Origin of the sequence: Polyangium sorediatum, from assembly GCF_029946465.1 — a bacterium.
Taxonomy (GTDB): domain Bacteria; phylum Myxococcota_A; class Polyangia; order Polyangiales; family Polyangiaceae; genus Polyangium; species Polyangium fumosum.
This window is the reverse complement of record NZ_JARZHI010000063.1, coordinates 43178-61334: the sequence shown is the minus strand read 5'-3', so window position 1 is coordinate 61334 and position 18157 is coordinate 43178. Positions and strand designations below refer to the sequence as shown.

Here is an 18157-nt window from a genome sequence, read left to right as displayed (position 1 = left end):
CGATGCGCGAGACCTCCGCACGAATGGCCGCCGCTTGTTGTTCCGTATGCATGTTGAGGCTCCTTCCGGTTGGGAGCCTGGGCACGGGGGCCACGGGACGTCAGGACGGGGGGCGGCGAGGACTTACGACTGGTCAAGTTTGAAGGGACTCCAGGGGGGTCGATCGGAGGGGGTTGGTCAACTTTGCCCAGTACCCGTCGAGGGCTCGTACTCGAACGTCGAGGGCTCGTACGCGAACGCCGAGGGCTCGTACGCGAACGCCGAGGGCTAGAACGCGAACGCCGAGGGCTAGAACGCGAAGGGGGTCCCGCTCGGACGCGAACGCCGAAGGCTCGGACGCGAACGCCGAAGGCTCGGACGCGAACGCCGAAGGCTCGGACGCGAACGCCGAAGGCTCGGACACGAACGCCGAAGGCTCGGACGCGAGACCGTCTACCCGTGCACCTTCCGCCCGAACTCCCGCATCCACTTCGCCTCGTCTTCGCTGAGCGGCCCTTTCTCGACCGCCGCGAGGTTGTCTTCGAGCTCGGCCCGGTTCTTCGGCCCCGTCAGCGCCAGGTCCACGTGCGGGCTCGAGAGCTGGAATCGATAACAGTCGCCCGCGCCATCACAGGCCCGTCCTAGCCCTTCGGCCGCTTCAGGAGCTTCCGCCACGCCGTCGCCGTGTACGCGAACACCGAAGGCGCATGGTCTTTTACGTGAGGAGACACGTCGCGCTCGGCGCCCGGGTGCGCCGCGTTGTAACGCAGCATCAAGAGGTCGAGCGGCGAGTCCGCGGCGAGCGCGCCTGCGCGCGGGCCCAGCCTACGTCACGCCATTGTCGGTCACCGGAAAGCCTATTTCGGAGTTGCCGTCCATCGTGAAATGTCCGGGGAAAAGATGCCGCAATTCCACTCCGATCTTGGAAATGGCAAGCTGTAATGCCTGGATCGAATCTGCGCCGTAGGCGTGCGATGAGCGGTCATTTCCCTCCTCGATCGTGATCTCGTAGGGGCAAACCCAGTAGTCAGCCGTCACGTCTTCCTCCCCTGGAGGTGGTGGCACGTGTCGAGGCCTCCCGATCCTGATGACAGCCTTGCGCGCAGGAGCGTCGGGCGTGTCCCGATACTCGAGTTCGCGTTCCGCGATGGGTTCGAGAGCGATGGGGGGCGTCGCTGTCATGGCGTTGCTTTTTGCTCCGGTGTGGGTTTTGCGAGCGGTCGAGATGTTCCGTGTTCACTTGTTGTGGTTACATTGCTTCAAGCAACGCCCGTGTTCCTCCGATGCCGCCCCACGGCACAAGCTTTGTTGCAGCTTCGTTTTGTACTTTCGTTTGTCTGCACACTCTCGCGACAGCAGCCGGTGCGCCCCTACCCGTGCACCTTCCGCCCGAACTCCCGCATCCACTTCGCCTCGTCCTCGCTGAGCGGCCCTTTTTCGACCGCCGCGAGATTGTCCTCGAGCTCGGCCCGGTTCTTCGGCCCCGTCAGCGCCAGGTCCACGTGCGGGCTCGAGAGCTGGAATCGATAACAGTCACCCGCGCTCATCACGGGCCCGTCCCAGCCGCTCGGGCGCTTCAAGAGCTTCCGCCACGCCGTCGCCGTGTACGCGAGCACCGAGGGCGCATGGTCTTTCACGTGCGGGAACACGTCGCGCTCGGCGCCCGGGTGCGCCGCGTTGTAACGCAACATCAAAAGATCGAGCGGCGAGTCCGCGGCGAGCGTCCCTGCGCGCGGGCGGTCGTGAATGCTCACGCCGATCGAGCGGACCTTGCCGCTCTCGCGCAGGTGCAGCAGCTCCTTTTGTGTCGCCTCCGTCCACGCCGAGCCCGTGCCGAGCCAGCCGAGCAGGTACACGTCGAGGTGATCGGTGCCGAGCTCGCGCAGGAGCTTTTCGGCGCCCGAACGCACGCCCCAGCCGAACCAGCCGATCTTCGCGAAGCCAATCACGGACATCTCGTCGCGCCGCGTGCCCATCGCCGCCTTGACGGGCGCGCGCATCCCCTTGTTTCCCGTGGTCCACAAGAAGACGTTCACGCCCCGATCGATCGCGGCGCGCACGCCGTCCTCGTCGATGCCGTAGTTCGCCGCGAGGCCAAGCCGAAATGCGCGCTTGCCGCGCAGCGCCGAGGGGGTCGCATGCAACCAGTCGTTCATGCCCCCCACGTTATCACGGTCCGGTCAGCGTTCGCCCAGTTCCGATGTCGTGCGGAATCCAAAACCCGAGTAGAGGTTGACCAGCCGATCCGCGATCCCCATCCCGCGCGCCTGGAGCTGCGTCGTCTCCCGCACCCGCGCCCCGATCCGATGCATCCACGCGAGCTCCTCCTCGCTCATCGGCCCCTCTTCGAGCGCCTTCAGGGCCTCGTCGAGCTGCGCCGCGTCCTTCGCGCCCGCCCAGCAGGCGCCGATGTTCGGGTTCGAGAGGGCGAACCGGTAACAATCCGCCGCGCGTGGCAAACGCTCGTCCGCGGGGACGAGCTTGCGGTCGAGGAGCTGGCCCCACGAGGTCGAGGTGTACGTGACGATGCCAGGGCGCGGATCCGGCAGGTGCGGAAAGACGTCCTTGTCGGCGCCGGGGTGCGCCGCGTTGTAACGGACCATCAGGAGGTCGATGCGCGGATCGGCGGCGAAGTTCTTGAACGCGGGGCGGTTGTGGCAAGAGATCATGAGCGCACGCGCGCGGCCCCGGCGCACGAGATCCGCGGCGGCGTCGAGGATCTCCTCTTTCGGCGGGAGGTTCCACCAGCCGAGGAGCAGGACGTCCGCGTGGTCCATTTCGAGCTGGCGCAGCGCCTTTTCGAGGGATTGGCCGATGCCCGAAGCCGAGCGCGCGTAGCTCTGGACGACGACCTTCATCCGCTCGCGCGAGCGCTTGCCAAGGCGCTTCAAGCCCGCGCCGAAATCGGGCGTGCGGTAGGAGCCCCAGTAAAAGAAGTCGAGCCCGCGCTCGAAGGCGTACTCGACGTCGCTCCCTTTGGCGCCGTACGCCGACGCGAGCCCGAGGGGCACGACGTCGAGGGGGCTACGGCCGAGGCGGACGGGGGAAAAGGATGCAGGCATCAGGATCCTCCGGCACGAAGGTGGCACGGAGGATCCGGGAGGCGCAAGGCAGGTGCACGAAAGGTTATCGTGCTTCGGCGGCAATCGGAGCGGGCGCCTGCGTTTCGGCCGCGCTCGCGGTGCGCGCGCCCGTGAGGCTGACGCAAGCGCCGCCCACGCCGAGGGCGACGACGCCACAAGCAAACGCGCCGAGGAGGGCGCGGCGCGCGTCCCGCGGATTGCCGCGGACGACGGAAAGGACCCGGTCGTGCTCGCGATAAACGACGGCGGCCGAGAGCACCGACGCGCGCGTCTCGTCGCCGAGGCCGAGATCGAGCTTGCGCGGCGACCAGGCGACACGCGGGTCGTCCCCGGACGCGGAGCGCATCACGGGCAGGAGGCGCTCGACGCGGAGCGCACGGACGAGGGCGACGGCGTCGCCGAGGCAAAGCGCGACGATGGCGGCGACCGCGGCGAGGCCGAAGGTGCGCGAGACTTCGAGGGAGGGGCGGACGCCGGTAGGGAAGACGTTCCAGTCGGGCAGGGCGGCGAGGGTGCCGAGGGCGACGCTGACGGCGACGGCGAGCCAGACGGCGCGGCGATCGGCGCGATCGACGAGGGAGCCGGGCCGGGCGCGGCCGACGCGGCGGGCAGCGGCGAGGACGAGGGCAAAGGCGGGCAAGAACCCGAGCGCGCAGACGAACCCCGTGGCCGCGCCCTCGCCGAGGCCCCAGCGCGACCAGCGCATGACGCCGATGAGCGCGCCGCCGAGGAGCCCCGCCGAGAGGACGCCCACGGCGGCCGCGAAGAACGCGGCGGCGCGGCGGGGCCATTGGACGGTGGGCTGGACGAGGACACCGAGGAGGAGGGCGCAGAGCGGGGTGACGACGACGAACGAGGGGCGGAGGCCGGCATCCATGGCTTTGAGGGCGCCGACGCGGAAGAAGTCGGCGGCCATCCATCCGCCGACGGCGCCGAGGACAGCGTACGGGAGCGAGAGGCGAGGGACACGGCCGGGAGCGTGGGCGGGAGCGGCGGCGGAAGCGGGAGCGGCGGCGGAAGCGGGAGCGGCGGCGGAAGCGGGAGCGGCGGCGGAAGCGGGAGCGGCGGCGGAAGCGGGAGCGGCGGCGTTTGACGGGAGCATGGGCGGTACCTCGCGGGAGGGGGCAGACGCCTGGGAGGCGGCGCGAGTTCCCAGGATTCTGCGCGGTCGCCCGCGCCGTCCCGGCCGATTCACGCCTCGATGTAACGTTTCAGCCCAGCCGCCACGGCCTCGAAGGCGACGCGGCAACGCGGGCTGTCCCGCAGGTCCATGTGCATGGCGACCCAGGTGTCGAGCGGCATCGAAAAGGCCTTCGGCATTACGCGGACGAGGCGCGCGTCGCGCCGGGCGAGGCCGACCTGGCAGATGCCGATGCCGCAGCCGGCGCGGATCGCGGCGAGCTGGGCGAGGTCGCTGTCGGCCCGGAGGCCAAAGGTGTCGCGGCGCAGCGGGCCGAGTTTTTCGCGCGCGCTGCGGAGGAATGCCGTCTCGCGGTCGAACCCGATGAGCGCGTGGCCGCTCATCAGCTCGCTCCAGCTCCGCGGCGTGCCGTGGCGGGTGAGGTAGTCCTCGTGCGCGTGCAGGCCGAGCTCGATGTCCCCGACGCGGCGGGCGACCAGCACGTCCTGGGTCGGGCGCACCATCCGCACGGCGATGTCGGCCTCGCGCTGCAGCAGGTCTTCGAGGCGGTTCGTCAGCGTGAGCTCGATCCGGAGCCCGGGGTGTTCTTCCCGCAGCGCGGCCAGGATGGGCGGCAGCACCTCGACGCCGACCACCTCGCTGGCCGTGATCCGCACGGTGCCGCGCACCCCGTCGCCCTGGCTCGACGCCACGCGCAGCAGGGCCGCCACGGTCGCGGCCAGCGTCTCGGCGTAAGGCTGGAGCGCGAGCGCGGCCTCCGTGGGCGCGAGGCCGTGCTGCGAGCGCGTGAACAAGGCGAGGCCGAGCGCCTGCTCCAGCGCCTCCACGTGCCGGCCGACGGTCGGCTGCGTGAGCCCGAGCGAGCGCGCCGCGCCGGACAAGGAGCCCTCCTTCACCACGCCGAGGAACGAGCGATAGAGCTCCCATCCGGGCTCCGCAGTCGTCATACAAAAGCGTATAGCCGATGCATAACCTCGTGCCATTTTCATAGGAGCGCTCGGAGCCCACACTTGCAGCCATCGACACCGAGGAGGAGATCATGGCGAGCAAGAAGACGGTCCTCGTGCTGGGCGCGACCGGCGGCATCGGCGGCGAAGTGGCGCGACATCTGCGCGATCGGGGGTTTGTGGTGCGGGCCCTGCATCGGGATGCGGCGCGCGTGGGGGCGCAGGACGAGGGGCTCGTGTGGAGGCAAGGCGACGCGATGCGCGGCGAGGATGTGCTGCGGGCGGCCGAGGGCGCGTCGATCCTCGTGCACGCCGTCAACCCGCCGGGCTACCGGCGCTGGAGCGAGCTCGTGCTGCCGATGCTGGAGAACAGCCTTGCCGCCGCGCGGGCCGTCGGCGCGCGCCTCGTGCTGCCCGGCACCGTCTACAACTACGGGCCCAATGCGTTCCCGGTGCTGGACGAGGATTCACCGCAGGACCCGGTCACGCAGAAGGGCGCGATCCGCGTCGAGATGGAGCGCAGGCTGCGCGCCGCGTCCGCCTCCGGCGTGCGCAGCTTGATCGTGCGCGCCGGTGACTATTTCGGCCCGCGGGCGGGCAACAACTGGTTCTCGCAAGGCCTCGTGCAGCCGGGCAAGCCCGTCCGGACGATCCAGGACCCGGGCCGCCGTGGCATCGGGCACCAGTGGTCCTATCTGCCCGACGTGGCGAAGACGATGGTCGAGCTGATCGAGCGCGAGGAGGCGCTCCCGGCCTTCGCGAGGTACCACATGGCCGGCCATTGGGACGAGGACGGGACGCGCATGGTGCATGCGATCCGCCGCGTGGTGGCGGCAGAGGCGGGCGGCGCGGCGCCGAAGGTTCGCGCCTTCCCGTGGTGGGCGCTCGGGCTCGCCGCGCCCTTCGTGCCGCTGTTTCGCGAGCTGAAGGAGATGCGCTACCTGTGGCAGCAGCCGATCCGCATGGACAACCAGCGGCTGCGCGTGGTGCTGGGCAGCGAGCCGCACACGCCGCTGGAGGAGGCGGTGCGGGCGACGCTTTTGGGGCTTGGTTGCATCGATCGCTAGGGCCCTTTGGGCTTTGGCCGTGGGCGGCCGAGGGGGCTAGCTGCCATGGAACAGATCCCGCGTGATGTGCAGACCCATCGTCCGGATGTCGAGGGACAGGTGAGCACCAGGCGCCGTGACCAGCCGAAACGCATTGGTCGTGAGCGCGTGCCAGGCGAGCAAATCCTCCCGGCTGACGATGGGATCTTCACGACCTCCGAAGGCCGTGATCGGACAGGGAAGGGGGCTGGTATTCCCGGATCGATACCTGGACAATGCGGTCAGGTCTGCGCGAAGCGCCGGCCGCACGGCTTCCCAGTCCTCGTGGTTGGTCGACAAGGATGGCGATGACATTCCCATTTTCTGCATCATGTGCAGGGCCTCTCGTTCCGTCTCCTCCGTGGACATCAATTCGGCCAGCCTGTGCCGCGTCGGGGGGAGTCGGTCCGGCGGGGCGATCGCCGCAAGGAACAGGTGCGCCGGGGTCACCCCGCGTCGTTTGCACAGCCTGGATGCGAGCTCGAAGGCAACCAGGCCACCCACGCTGTAGCCGAAGAGCGCAAAAGGGCGCTCCACGGAGCCGTCGAGCACGTCGACCAAGGCATCCACGAGGCGCTCGACGTCGCAGAGCGCAGGTTCACGGATGCGCTCTTCCCGGCCTGGAAGCTGGATCGGACATACCTCGATCCACGAGGGCAAAAGCGTGGGCCAACGCGCGTACCACGACGCTCCTCCGCCGGCATAGGGGAAGCAATACAAGCGCACACGCGCGTCGGTCCTGGGGCTCGGCCCATGCATCCATGGTGACGAGGCGCCGGGGCCATGGTGGCCCGACGTCACCTCGTTTGGCCCCGAAGCGGTCTCCAGGCGGGGCAGGCCGAGCGCTTTCTCCAGGAGATGGGAGGCGAGCTCGCGGACGCTCGGATACGCGAAGAGCATGGCGGCAGAGAGTCGTACCTTCGTGCTCGCCTCGATCCGGTTGCGTAACTCGAGGCTCATCATCGAATCCATGCCGAGCCGCGGCAGCGCCGCGTCGCGGTCGATGGCCGAAACGTCCATGCGCAGGACCATCGCAGCGTACTCCGCGAGGTGATCCTCCAGTCGACGCCGCCGCTCGTCAGCGGGCATGTCGCCGAGCGCATCGAGGGGCGAACTGGGCGCGCGTGGCGCCTCCTGTTCGCCAAGCGTACACGGAGCTGTGCTGGGGCTCGGCGAGGAACCCGGGTCGGGCGAGGCGCCGTTCACACGCGACGCGGGCGGGATCGGTTGGGGAACACCGTCATGGATCCAGTATCGCTTTCGCTGCCATGGGTAGGTGGGCAGCGAGGTCACCCGCCCGCCGGGATACAGCCGGCGAAAGTCGATGGGCTGGCCACGCACGTGCAGCGCTCCAAGGGACCCGAGCAAGCACGCACGCTCATCCTGTCCCCGTCGCAGCGATGCGAGGGCCGCGCCGTCCGCCCGGTCCACGCGGAGCTGCTCTTCGATCGAGGGGCACAAGATCGGATGCGGGCTCATCTCCAGGAAGAGCGTCTGCCTTCCGCGAATGCATTGCGCCACGACGTCGGAGAACAGGACGGGGCGCCGCACATTGGCCGCCCAGTATTCGGCGCCGAGCTCATCCCCCCGCACCAGCGCAGCCGTGACGGTGGACCACATGGGGATCCGCGTGGGCCTGGGTGACACGCCCGCGAGCGTCGCGATGAGCTCGTCGAGGACAGGATCCACCTGGGGAGAATGGGACGCCACCTCCACCTTCAGGATGCGGCAGAACACACCCTGCGCCTCGAGCCCGGCGAGCACCTCCGCGAGAGCCGTCGACTCCCCAGCGATCAAGGTGGAACGAGGCCCATTGCTCGCCGCGACCACCAGCCGAGGCGCATGTCCGCCGAGCGCCCGCTCAGCGTCGGCGACGCTGAGCTCCACGAGCGCCATGGCCCCTTCGCCCCGCACCTTGCGCAGGAGGCGGCTGCGATGGGAGATGATCGCCGCCGCATCTTCACGCGAGAGCGCCCCGGCCACGTGCGCCGCGGCGACCTCGCCCATGCTGTGGCCCACGACGGCTTCGGGCACGACGCCCCACGATTGCCATAACGAAGCGAGCGCTACCTGGATGGCAAAGAGCACCGGCTGCACGACGTCCATCTGCCCGAGCCGCGAGCGATCTTCGGGCGCATGAAGCTCCTCGATGACGGAAAACCCGGCCGCGCGGCGTAGGGCCTCGTCGCATGCAGCCATTTCCTCATGGAACACGGGCTCTCGATGGAGGAGCTGCCGGCACATGCCTACCCACTGGGATCCCTGACCGGAAAATACGAAGAGGATCCTCGGCGGATCGGCCGGCGCCCTGCCCTCCAGGAGGCCCGCATGCCTTTCTCCACGCACGTATGCGTCCAGGGCCGCTGCGATCTCCTGGCGCGACGTACCGACCACCGAGAGCCTTTGCTCATGATGGCTGCGCCGCACGCTGGCCGTATAGGCGATGTCCGAAAGAGGTGCGTCGGCCTCGACCAACCAACCCCGATAGGCTGCCACGCGCGCGAGAAGCGCCTCCGGCGTCTTCGCCGAGATCGGTAGGAGGTGGCAGGTGTCCTCCCACGCCTGCGCCGAGGGCTCCGCTGCGCGCGGGGCCTCTCCGATCACCACGTGGGCGTTGGTGCCGCTCACCCCGAACGCGCTCACGCCAGCGCGGCGGGGCTTGCCTCTCGTGTCCCATTCCACTGTTTTCGTGGGAATCACGAAGGGCGTGCCCTCCAGGGAGATTTGCGGGTTGAGGACCTCGAAATGAAGGTTGCCCGGTAGGATCCCTTGGCGCACACAGAGGACCGCCTTGATCAGGCCACCGATGCCAGCGGCGCTCTCCATGTGCCCCACGTTCGTCTTGACGGCGCCGAGATGACAAGGCGCGCCGTCGCGACGCGGGGCGCCGAGCACGGCCCGCAGGGCCTCGAATTCAATGGGATCCCCGAGGGGCGTGCCGGTCCCGTGGGTCTCGATATACCCGATGTCCTCCGCCGGGACATGCGCGTGCTCCAGCGCCTGTCGCAGCATCGCCTCTTGTGCGCGCACGCTCGGCGCCGTCAATCCGGACGAACGACCGTCTTGGTTCACGGCGGAGCCCAAGATCACGGCCAGAATCGGATCTCCATCCCGCTCCGCCTCCGAGAGGCGCTTGAGCACCACGACGCCGCACCCCTCCGCACGCACATACCCGTCCGCGCGTGCGTCGAACGTCTTGCACCGGCCCTCGGGCGAGAGCGCCTGCATGCGAGCCATCATCCGCGTACGCACCGGATCGAGGAGCACGTTCACGCCTCCGGCAATCGCCAGTCCGCTCTCGCCTGCCCGGAGGCTCTGGCAGGCCAGATGCACCGCCACCAAAGACGAGGAGCACGCCGTGTCGACGGAGATGCTCGGACCCTGGAGCCCGAGGACGTAGGAGATCCGCCCAGCCGCCGTGCTGGCCGCGTTCCCTGTTCCACTGTATGCATCCACGTCCCCGGCCTCTCGAATGCGCTGCTCGTAGTCCGCCGAGCTCAGGCCGATGAACACCCCTGTCCGGCTGCCGAAGAGGCGCTCGGCAGGCTGCCCGGAACGCTCGATGGCCTCCCACGCGACCTCCAGGAGCAGGCGCTGTTGAGGATCCAGTTGCACCGCCTCGCGCGGCGAGATGCCGAAGAAGGCCGCATCGAACTTGTCGATGTCATCCAGGAGCCCGGCGCAGGGGGGCACCGAGGGATCCTCGGCGAGCGCCTCGGAGGGCCACCGCTCGCGCGGAAGGGGGCGGATCGCGTCCATGCCCCCCTGAAGAGCGAGGAAGAATGCCTCGGGCCCAGCGCCGCCGCCCGGGAAACGGCTCGCCATGCCGATGATCGCAATGGGCTCGGTGCGTGCGCTCCCGCTGGGCGTGGTGCTCGGGGCCTCGCTCGTGGACCCGACGTCCATGTCCGCGGCGCGGGCGTCGGGGTGGGCGCGGAGGACGAGGTATTCGGAAAGCGCGGCGAGGGTGGGATACGTGAAGAGCGCGCTCATCGGAACGGGGACGGCCACGCTGGCTTCGAGCTGCGCGCGCAGCTTGAGGATCAGCAGTGAATCGAGCAGCTCCTTGATGGGCGTGTTGCGATCGAGGCTCGACGGCTCGACGTGGAGCAGTTGCCCGACCTGCTCGAGCACGTGCCTTACCATTGCGATTCGCCGATCCTGCGCATGGGTCTGCGTGACGGCAGTGCCACGCGCCTGGTGCTCGCCGCGGACGAGCGTCGTGGGACCGGCCAAAGCCGTCGCGGAGAGCGTCACGCGATCCACTTTGCCGTTGACCGTGAGCGGCAACGCGTCGAGAAACTCGAAGGAACGCGGCACCATGTGCTCGGGCAACTTCGTTCGAAGGAACTGTTTCAACGCGGCGGGGGTACACCGATCTCTTTCAGCAGCGACGTACGCGATGAGGTGTTTTCCCGCGGCATTGTCATCACGCACGATCACGGCGGACGCGCGCACGGACGGGTGCGCCTCGAGCGCCGACTCGATCTCGGCCAGTTCGACCCTGAAGCCGCTTATTTTGACCTGATGATCGGTACGCCCGAGGAATTCGAGCTCGCCTCGGTCGTCCCAGCGGCCCAGGTCGCCGGTGCGGTACATCCGCGCTCCCGGGACGTTCGAGAATGGATCTCGGGGGAAACGTTCGGCCGTCAGGTCGGGCCGACCGAGATAACCCCGGGCGATCCCTGCTCCCGCGAGACAGATTTCGCCTGTCGCCCCGGGCGGCACAGCGCAGCGCGCATCGTCCAGGAGGTAGACGCGCACGCCTGGGAGCGGACGACCAATGGGGAAGGCGTCGGGGCTCGCCGGGTCGTAGTCGTAGGAGGTTGCCCAGATGGAGAACTCCGTGGGGCCATAGATATTGACCAGCTTTCGGCCCACGGCCCATCGTTTGACGACGTCGATGGGGGCTCGATCTCCCGAAAAGACGAGCTGTCGCAAGGCGGGGGCGCGGCATGGAAGCACCGACGCGATGGCCGGCGGCAGGAACGCCCCCGAAATGCCACCTGTCGCGAGGAGCTCGTCCACACCACGCGACGGCGATCGCAGCACGAGCGTGGCCCCGCCGAAGAGCGCCCAAAACCACTCGTAAACGGCGCCATCGAACGCGATCGAAACATGTTGGAGGATGCGATCCTCGCTGGTGACCGGGAGCGCGGCTTGCAGCGTCGAGATGCGCCCGACCAGACCACGATGTTCGACGACGACGCCCTTCGGTCGCCCCGTGGATCCCGACGTGTAGATGACGTACGCCGCATGATCCGGCGTCACGCCACTCCGGGGCACCGTCGGTGGGAGAGGGGCCCAGCGGAACGACTCTTCGTCCAGGCATATCACGTGCGCCCCGTACCGGCTCACCCTGGAGAACAGGCTGGCTTGCGTCAGCACGATAGGCGGCTTCATGTCGGAGAACACGAACGACCAGTGCTCGTCCGGATAAGCAGGATCCATCGGCACATAGGCGCCGCCTGCCTTCATGATCGCAAAGATGCCCACCAGCATGTGCAGGGAGCGCTCGACGCACAAGGCGACGAACACGTCCGGACCCACGCCCAGCGTGCGAAGGTGCTGCGCCAATCGGTTGGAGCTTTCCTCGAGGTCCGCGTACGTCATGCGCGCGTCGCCATACTCCAGCGCGACCCTGGGACCGGAGCGGGCCGCTTGCTCGGAGAAGAGGTGGTGAATGCACCTGCTGTCGTCTTCCAGCCATCCAGACATGGGGCTCATTTCCTTCAAGGATTCAGTACGGGATGCCCTGAAACCAAAGGCTCAGGCACGCCTCCAGCGCAGCACGGACAATCCCTGGGGGTGGCTGTGTCGGATGAAGGGAGACGAGAGCACGAGATGGTCGCCGTCGAGCGCGACCTGTCTTGCTTGCGCTCCGCCGCACCAGTTGGGGAACAAGCTCCCCTCGACGAGATGGCGAACGACACCGCCTTCTTCATCCACTTCGTACCGGCCGTAATAGGCGACGTAGCTGGTGTATGCCGCTTGAAACGCTTCCGGCGTCGCAGACCATATGTCTCCCGAAGAAAAAGGGTCGCGATCTGCGTGCGAGAGCTGGGCGGCCATGTGACCATCCGCCGTATAGATCAGCAGGCCTCGCGGGTGTGGGCCCATGGGGGAATCGATAGAGCCGTCGATCCGGCGGACTTCAAAGGAGACGAGGTGCCAGGTTCCAATAAGGTTTTTCATGAGGGTCATTCGAATCGTGGAGCGAACATCCGGATGCCGTCGAGCGCATCGTCCGCGCGTGAGGCGCGTGCGTCGGGGGCATGATCCTGGATTTCCGCCGCGGCAGATAGACCCTTTGTGTGCCAATCAACTGGCCATCCGGCCGAGGTTGCATCACCAGAAGCGGAGGCGGAGGCGGAGGGCCCTGCGAGAACATCGAGCGGTTTGACAACCGCTCGATGTTCTCGCTCTTTTGTCCCGAGGGGGACGCCTCGCGTCCCCCCTCTCGCCCGGGCAAAGCCCGGTCGATTCACCCCCCCGAGGCGAGCTCGCTTCGCGATCTCGCAGAGCGCCGAACGGGTCGGCGCCCTAGCCCCCGTCCTCCATCTCCTCGACGCCCCGGATCGCCTCTTCCGGGCTCTTCGCCGCGGCGATCCGATCCGCGAGGCCGTCGCTCGACAGGCGCGCGACGTGCGCGAGCAAGGCCAGGTGCCTGCGGCAGGGCTCGCCGAGGACCAGCACCAGGAGCAGCCGGATCGGCACGCCGTCGGGCGCCTCGCGGAGCGAGAACGGCCGCGCCAGCGTCACCAGCACCGCAGACGGTGGCATCGATCCAAAGACCCCGTGCGGGAGCATCACCCCGCCGCCGAGCGCCGCCGAGGCCGCCTGCTCCCGCGCGAGGATCTCCGTCACGAGCTCTTGCACGCTCGGCCCGCCGGGCGGACGCGGCAGCCGGCTCGCCGCGATCTCGATCGCGTCCTCGAGCCCGGGGCAGGTGAGCTGCAGGATGACGCGCTCGGGCGCGAGCAGCCGGGCGATCGACGGGCGCGCCTCGGCATGCTCGGGCGCCGGGAACTCCCGCGCCACGAACGCCCGGATGCGCGCAATCTCCGCCGGCCCGAGCCTCCTTCGCGCGATGTCCAGGAACAACATGCCCGCGCTCGGCACCTCCTCGGCGTATCCCTCGATGGCGGGGCCCACCTTGTGCGCGGCCCCGACGAGCAAATGCGGAGGCACGCCGAGCTCGCGCGCGATGGCCTCCAGGCGATCCGGGGTCGGGACGGCGTCGTGCCCGTGCTCGACGCGGCTCAAGTACGCGCTCGAGACGCCGATACGCTGCGCGAGGTCCCGCAGGGAGAAACCTGCGTCCAGGCGCAGCAGGCGGATCGTCGCTCCGAGGTGCATGTCGTTCTCTCTTGGAGGCTCAGGAGGGAGCTTGTTCCTGCGTCGCCGGGACCACCACGGCGCGCGAGGCCCTCGCGGCCGCGCGGGCGTCGCCCTGCTGGCGGACCACGAGGAGCGAGACGGGGCAGGCGTGGATCATCCGCTCGGAGTGCAGCCCGAACAGGCGCTCCTCCAGGCCCCACTCGGCCCCCGCGCCCACGATGACCAGGTCGTACCCGCGCTTGGCCTCGGCGAGCGCCGCCTGGGAGGGGACGTCGTGCTCCACGACCTCGAACCTCACCTGGCCCGAGGCGCCGGGCTCGCGGAAGACCTCCTCCATGCGCGCCTTCCCCCCGAGCCCCTTGCCCCCGCTCCGCTCCGGCGAGACCACGTGCAGCACCGTCACGTCGGCCCCGGCGATGTGCGTGATCCGCTTGGCGAGGCGCAAGGCCGCCCGGTCGTGCGGGCCGCCGAGGAAGGGCACGAGGACGCGGCGGATCTGCGTGAGGCCGCGATCCACGAGTACGCCGACGTCGGCGGGCGCGCGCTTCATGACCTCGGCGACCGTCCCCGAGAGCGCCGACCGGCCGATGAGCGGCTTGCGCCAGCCGAGCAGGAGGAGGTCGGCGCGCTTGGCCTCGGCCACGCGACAGATGTCGACGGCGGGCTCGCCGGAGACGAAGCTCAGGGGCTTGACGGGCAAGGTCAGCGATTTGGCCCGCGCGAGCAGCGGTTCGAGCACCTTGCCTTCGCCCGCGGCGCCCCCGTGCTCCTGGCGGAGGAGGAACGAGGCGCGATCATCGGGCTCGATGAGGTGCAGGGCGTAGAGCCGTTCGGCCGCTTCGGGCCCGCCGAGCGCGCTGCCGAGCGTGACCATCCCGGGCCCCGTCCGCTCGTCGGCGAGGCACATGACCATCGTGAAGACCGGCGCCTGCGCCACGGGCATCGGCGTCGCCTCGGGGGCCCCCGCGACCTCCTTGGCGAAGCGCTCGAACGGGTAGACGTACTGGAGCAGCGGCGTCGTGATGAACGTCGTGAAGAGCGCCATCAGCACCATCATCGTGAACAGCGTGGGCGAGATGACGCCGAGATCGAGCCCCATGTTGAGGACGACGAGCTCCATCAGGCCGCGCGTGTTCATGAGGATGCCGATGGCGCTCGACTCGCGCCAGCCGAGGCCGGTGAAGCGCGCGGCGAGGGCGCTGCCGCCGAACTTGCCGGCGCACGCGAGGAAGATGAGCAAGCCGCAGATGGCCCAGTGCTGGGGGCTCGAGAGCAGCCCGATCTGCGTCCGCAGGCCGCTGTAGGCGAAGAACAGCGGCAGGAGCAGCACCACGACGAGGTCTTCGAGCTTGTGGGCGAGCGCCTCGGCGAGGCCGCCGTCCTTGGGGATGGCGGCGCCGAGGACGAAGGCGCCGAAGAGCGCGTGGATCCCGATGGCCTCGGTGACCATGCTGGAGACGAGCAGGAGCAGGAGCGCGAGGGCGACGACGTTCTGGTTGACGGGCTGCGTCCCGCTCCGCGCGCCGAGCCGCGCGAGAAAGGGCCGCACGACGAGGAGCATCACGGCGATGTAGCCGAGGGCGAGCACGGTCGTGCGGACGGCGCCGTCGATGCCGGTCGCGCGCACGGCGGAGACGACGAAGGCGAGGAGGCACCAGGCTGTCACGTCGTCGACGGCGGCGCAGGTGATGGCGAGGGCGCCGACCTTGCTCCGGAGCAGCCGGCGCTCGGCGAGGATACGCGCGAGGACCGGGAAGGCCGTGATGCTCATGGCGACGCCCATGAACAGCGTGAAGGAGCTGAACGGGACGTCAGGCTCGGAGAGGCGGCTGCGGAGCCACGGGGCCACGAGGGCGCCGAGCGCGAAGGGGACGATGATGCTCGTGTGGCTGATGACCACGGAGGCGTGGCCGCGGTTCTTGAGCAGCTTCGGATCGAGCTCGAGCCCGATGAGGAACATGAAGAGCACGAGCCCGACCTGGCTGAGCATGCCGAGCAGGGACATCGAGGCCTTGGGGAAGACCGTGTCCATCACGCCCGGCGCGAGCCACCCGAGCAGCGAGGGGCCGAGGAGGATGCCGGCGGTGATCTCGGCGACCACCATGGGTTGGCCGATGCGCCGGAGGAAGGCGCCGAGCAGCCGTGACAAGGCGACGACCATGGTCATCTGCAGGATGAGCAGGGTCAGCGGGTTGTGCGTGATGGCGTGCATGAGCGCGTCCTCCTGGAGTGATAAGTTATCACTTACCAGACGCAACGCGTCGATGGGAAGACCCGAGTCGAGTCTGGACGGCGCGGAAAATGTGCCCGTCGCCTTCGCCTCCGCCTTCGCCCGCCTCTTCCGGTCGTCGGCTTGGGTGGTAGCATCCCCGCTTCCCCGATGAACACCGGCCCTGGAGACGCGCGCGACGCGCCGAACGACCGCTCCGAGGAGCGCCATCGCCTCGTGGCCATGGCCGCGGGCGTGCCGCTCTTCCTGCTCTGCGCGCCGATCGTCTTGCCGTTCGGCGGCCCGGCGTCGCTGCTCGAAGCGGCGGACGGAGCCACCGCGCCGGTGGTCCTCCTCGCGTGCCTCGCGTTCGCGCCGCTGGTCGCCGGTGTCGTCGGGCTCGTGCAGGGAACCAGGCGGGCGGCCCCCGGCCGGTGGCTCTTCGGCGTGCCCGCGGTCGCGTCGACGCTCGTCGCCCTCGGGATGGTCCTCGTCGTGACGCTCCTGCTCCTCATCGAGCCGACGTCCCGCTACCAGCCCTTCGTCTGGGTCGGGCTCGGGGTCGCCCTCGCCGCGCTCGGTTGCCTCGTGCGGGGGTTCTTCCGCAAAGGCTTTCGGCGCTTCAGCCACGTCGTCGGGGGGATCTGGCTCTGCGGGCTCGTCCTCGGCATCTCGCTCCGTTTCTCGCCGAAGCCTTTTTTCACCGCTCCCTCGTGGGGCGAGGGGTTCTTCTTCTTCGGCCTCGCCGCGCTCGCGCCGCTCGTCGGGTTCGCGTTCGCCCCGCGGCGGGGGTGAGCCCTCAAGGCACGGCCTGCCAGAGCTGCTCCGCGCCGCTCCCCGCGTGTCGCAACCGGAGGGGTTCGCCAGGGTCGCCGCTCTCCAGGCAGAGCATCGGGGTTTGATCCGGGACGCAGATCCTCGCGGGATCCATGAAGAAGGGGATCTCCCACAGGGTCATGGATTGCGGGACGAAGCAGGGGGCCAGGGAGATGAGCGGGTCGTCCTCGCTCGGCGCGGGGGGGGAATGCAGGCACATGGCCGTGCGCCCAGGGCTCCAGGATCGGATCTGCGTCATGCCGTTGCGGAGGGGCATCAGGTTCCAGCGCCGGGACACGTCCGCGGAGCAAGGCAAGGTTCGAACCTGGTGCTCTGCGTTGAGGGCGATGCAAAGGCCCGTCGCGACGTTTCTCAGGCGGACATCACTCCCCCGAAGCGGCAACACGACGTCCTCGACCTCCGCGGCGACCGGCGCGCCCCAGAGCATCCCGGCGATCGTGCCGGCCGCGAACAACGACGTGGTCCATGCGTGATTCATGGGCGCTCTCCTCCCGCGCAGGCCCGCGGCTCTCTCGGGGGATGTCGAGCCCACGAGCGCGCCCGTCAATCGGGCGCCCCCGTGCGTCCGCCTGCGTCCCCGCTCGGTCGCGCCTTCCGTGCTACTCTTCGCGCATGGTCGCGCGACATTTCGAGTTCGTCCCCATGGGCAAGCGTGCGCCCGAAGGCGCGGTCGCCTGCGACGGGCTCGTCGCGGGCGCGGCCCTCGATCTGAGCCACTGGGCGAAGAATCGAACGCCCAAAGCCTTCAAGGCCGATACCTCCGTCGAAATCGCGCTCGCGTTCGTCCGCGAGGCCTCACCGGCCGACGGGCCCGCCATCGTCGTGAACAACCATTTCGACGTGGATGGCGTGCTCGCCGTCTGGTCGCTGCTCGACCCGGAGACGGCCGCGGCGCACGCGGAGCTCCTCGTCGCGGCGGCCGAGGCGGGCGATTTCGAGGAATGGCCGGCCGATACGCGGGGGATCTGGCTCAACATGGCGATCCGACGTCTGGTCACGCTGAAGCCCGAGGCGAGCGCGTATCCGATCGCGCTCGCCGCGCTCGGCGAGCTCGTGCGCACCATCGATGCGCGCGAGGATCTTTGGGGGACGTCGTTTTCCGCGTTGCTCGAAGCCGAGCGGCGCGCGAACGCGGGGGACGTGGTTTCTTATGCCGTCGGCCCGATCCGCGTGTTCCACCACGGGCCGGGCGTGCCCGAGGCGCCGGGCGCCGTGCTTGCGAAGCTCGGTGCGACGGGGGAGGGCGTGCGCCGGCTGCTCCTTGCATTCGAGGAGCCGGACGGATCGTTCCGCTATCGGTACGAGATGCCGCGCTGGGCCTGGGCCGATACGGTCGTGCGGCCCGTGATCTCCGCGCCGAGCCGCCATGAGCTCGCGGCGGGGCTCGGGCCGGAATGGGCGATGAAGGGCGTCGATTTCGGAATGACGGGCCTGCTCCGCACGACGGCGCCGCTTCGGGAGGAGCCGCGCGGGATGGCGGAACGGCTGCTCGCGCGCGAGCGGTTCGAGGCCTGACGAGAGCGCCGTTGGGCGCT

At 69.3% G+C, this 18157-nt stretch carries 14 protein-coding genes; 3 read left to right on the top strand and 11 right to left on the bottom strand.

All coding sequences use genetic code 11. From position 1 onward, the window contains the following. Positions 1–432: 432 nt before the first annotated feature. The 6 genes from QHF89_RS39615 to QHF89_RS39590 all read right to left on the bottom strand — a co-directional run bounded on the left by QHF89_RS39615 (position 433) and on the right by QHF89_RS39590 (position 5150). Positions 433–654 carry a hypothetical protein gene (locus QHF89_RS39615; protein WP_284721527.1) on the bottom strand — a complete coding sequence of 74 codons (222 nt, stop codon included), beginning with the start codon at positions 652–654 and terminating at the stop codon, positions 433–435. Between the two features lie 150 nt (positions 655–804). Further along, the gene (locus QHF89_RS50270) at positions 805–1161 is read right to left on the bottom strand and encodes a DUF6968 family protein (RefSeq protein WP_425440854.1); all 357 of its coding nucleotides are present in this window, start codon (positions 1159–1161) and stop codon (positions 805–807) included. A 188-nt stretch (positions 1162–1349) separates the two neighbouring features. Further along, positions 1350–2135, bottom strand: a complete 786-nt coding sequence (locus QHF89_RS39605; protein ID WP_136969968.1) for an aldo/keto reductase — start codon at positions 2133–2135, stop codon at positions 1350–1352. Between the two features lie 24 nt (positions 2136–2159). Beyond that, complete coding sequence (locus QHF89_RS39600) at positions 2160–3041, bottom strand: aldo/keto reductase (RefSeq protein WP_136969969.1); 882 nt, start codon at positions 3039–3041, stop codon at positions 2160–2162. Positions 3042–3105: 64 nt separating this feature from the next. Beyond that, the gene (locus tag QHF89_RS39595; protein ID WP_136969970.1) at positions 3106–3978 is read right to left on the bottom strand and encodes a hypothetical protein; all 873 of its coding nucleotides are present in this window, start codon (positions 3976–3978) and stop codon (positions 3106–3108) included. Between the two features lie 275 nt (positions 3979–4253). Beyond that, positions 4254–5150, bottom strand: a complete 897-nt coding sequence (locus QHF89_RS39590; protein WP_136969971.1) for a LysR family transcriptional regulator — start codon at positions 5148–5150, stop codon at positions 4254–4256. Positions 5151–5242: 92 nt separating this feature from the next. On the opposite strand from QHF89_RS39590, the gene QHF89_RS39585 reads away from it, so the two are divergent. Further along, the gene (locus QHF89_RS39585; RefSeq protein ID WP_136969972.1) at positions 5243–6217 is read left to right on the top strand and encodes an NAD(P)H-binding protein; all 975 of its coding nucleotides are present in this window, start codon (positions 5243–5245) and stop codon (positions 6215–6217) included. Positions 6218–6253: 36 nt separating this feature from the next. Here QHF89_RS39585 and QHF89_RS39580 read toward each other — a convergent pair whose 3' ends face one another. From QHF89_RS39580 to QHF89_RS39565, 4 genes are all read right to left on the bottom strand, one after another. After that, the gene (locus tag QHF89_RS39580) at positions 6254–11953 is read right to left on the bottom strand and encodes a polyketide synthase (protein ID WP_284721526.1); all 5700 of its coding nucleotides are present in this window, start codon (positions 11951–11953) and stop codon (positions 6254–6256) included. A gap of 51 nt (positions 11954–12004) precedes the next feature. Next, positions 12005–12430 carry a lipocalin-like domain-containing protein gene (locus QHF89_RS39575; RefSeq protein WP_284721525.1) on the bottom strand — a complete coding sequence of 142 codons (426 nt, stop codon included), beginning with the start codon at positions 12428–12430 and terminating at the stop codon, positions 12005–12007. A 348-nt stretch (positions 12431–12778) separates the two neighbouring features. Beyond that, the gene (locus QHF89_RS39570; RefSeq protein ID WP_136969975.1) at positions 12779–13594 is read right to left on the bottom strand and encodes a helix-turn-helix domain-containing protein; all 816 of its coding nucleotides are present in this window, start codon (positions 13592–13594) and stop codon (positions 12779–12781) included. 19 nt (positions 13595–13613) lie between these two features. Beyond that, complete coding sequence (locus QHF89_RS39565) at positions 13614–15788, bottom strand: cation:proton antiporter domain-containing protein (RefSeq protein WP_136935756.1); 2175 nt, start codon at positions 15786–15788, stop codon at positions 13614–13616. Positions 15789–15956: 168 nt separating this feature from the next. Between QHF89_RS39565 and QHF89_RS39560 the strand changes: the two genes are divergently transcribed. Further along, positions 15957–16580 carry a hypothetical protein gene (locus QHF89_RS39560; RefSeq protein ID WP_136969976.1) on the top strand — a complete coding sequence of 208 codons (624 nt, stop codon included), beginning with the start codon at positions 15957–15959 and terminating at the stop codon, positions 16578–16580. A gap of 4 nt (positions 16581–16584) precedes the next feature. Here QHF89_RS39560 and QHF89_RS39555 read toward each other — a convergent pair whose 3' ends face one another. Then, positions 16585–17100 (bottom strand): hypothetical protein, encoded by a 516-nt coding sequence (locus QHF89_RS39555; protein ID WP_136969977.1) that lies wholly within the window; start codon positions 17098–17100, stop codon positions 16585–16587. Between the two features lie 134 nt (positions 17101–17234). On the opposite strand from QHF89_RS39555, the gene QHF89_RS39550 reads away from it, so the two are divergent. Then, complete coding sequence (locus QHF89_RS39550; protein WP_136969978.1) at positions 17235–18137, top strand: DUF6687 family protein; 903 nt, start codon at positions 17235–17237, stop codon at positions 18135–18137. The last annotated feature ends 20 nt before the right edge of the window (positions 18138–18157 follow it).

Coding starts and splice junctions, on each gene's coding strand:
- QHF89_RS50270 (WP_425440854.1), bottom strand. CDS start 1,161: ATGACAGCGACGCCCCCCATCGCTCTCGAACCCATCGCGGAACGCGAA.
- QHF89_RS39605 (WP_136969968.1), bottom strand. CDS start 2,135: ATGAACGACTGGTTGCATGCGACCCCCTCGGCGCTGCGCGGCAAGCGC.
- QHF89_RS39600 (WP_136969969.1), bottom strand. CDS start 3,041: ATGCCTGCATCCTTTTCCCCCGTCCGCCTCGGCCGTAGCCCCCTCGAC.
- QHF89_RS39595 (WP_136969970.1), bottom strand. CDS start 3,978: ATGGCCGCCGACTTCTTCCGCGTCGGCGCCCTCAAAGCCATGGATGCC.
- QHF89_RS39590 (WP_136969971.1), bottom strand. CDS start 5,150: ATGACGACTGCGGAGCCCGGATGGGAGCTCTATCGCTCGTTCCTCGGC.
- QHF89_RS39585 (WP_136969972.1), top strand. CDS start 5,243: ATGGCGAGCAAGAAGACGGTCCTCGTGCTGGGCGCGACCGGCGGCATC.
- QHF89_RS39580 (WP_284721526.1), bottom strand. CDS start 11,953: ATGTCTGGATGGCTGGAAGACGACAGCAGGTGCATTCACCACCTCTTC.
- QHF89_RS39575 (WP_284721525.1), bottom strand. CDS start 12,430: ATGAAAAACCTTATTGGAACCTGGCACCTCGTCTCCTTTGAAGTCCGC.
- QHF89_RS39570 (WP_136969975.1), bottom strand. CDS start 13,594: ATGCACCTCGGAGCGACGATCCGCCTGCTGCGCCTGGACGCAGGTTTC.
- QHF89_RS39565 (WP_136935756.1), bottom strand. CDS start 15,788: ATGCACGCCATCACGCACAACCCGCTGACCCTGCTCATCCTGCAGATG.
- QHF89_RS39560 (WP_136969976.1), top strand. CDS start 15,957: ATGAACACCGGCCCTGGAGACGCGCGCGACGCGCCGAACGACCGCTCC.
- QHF89_RS39555 (WP_136969977.1), bottom strand. CDS start 17,100: ATGAATCACGCATGGACCACGTCGTTGTTCGCGGCCGGCACGATCGCC.
- QHF89_RS39550 (WP_136969978.1), top strand. CDS start 17,235: ATGGTCGCGCGACATTTCGAGTTCGTCCCCATGGGCAAGCGTGCGCCC.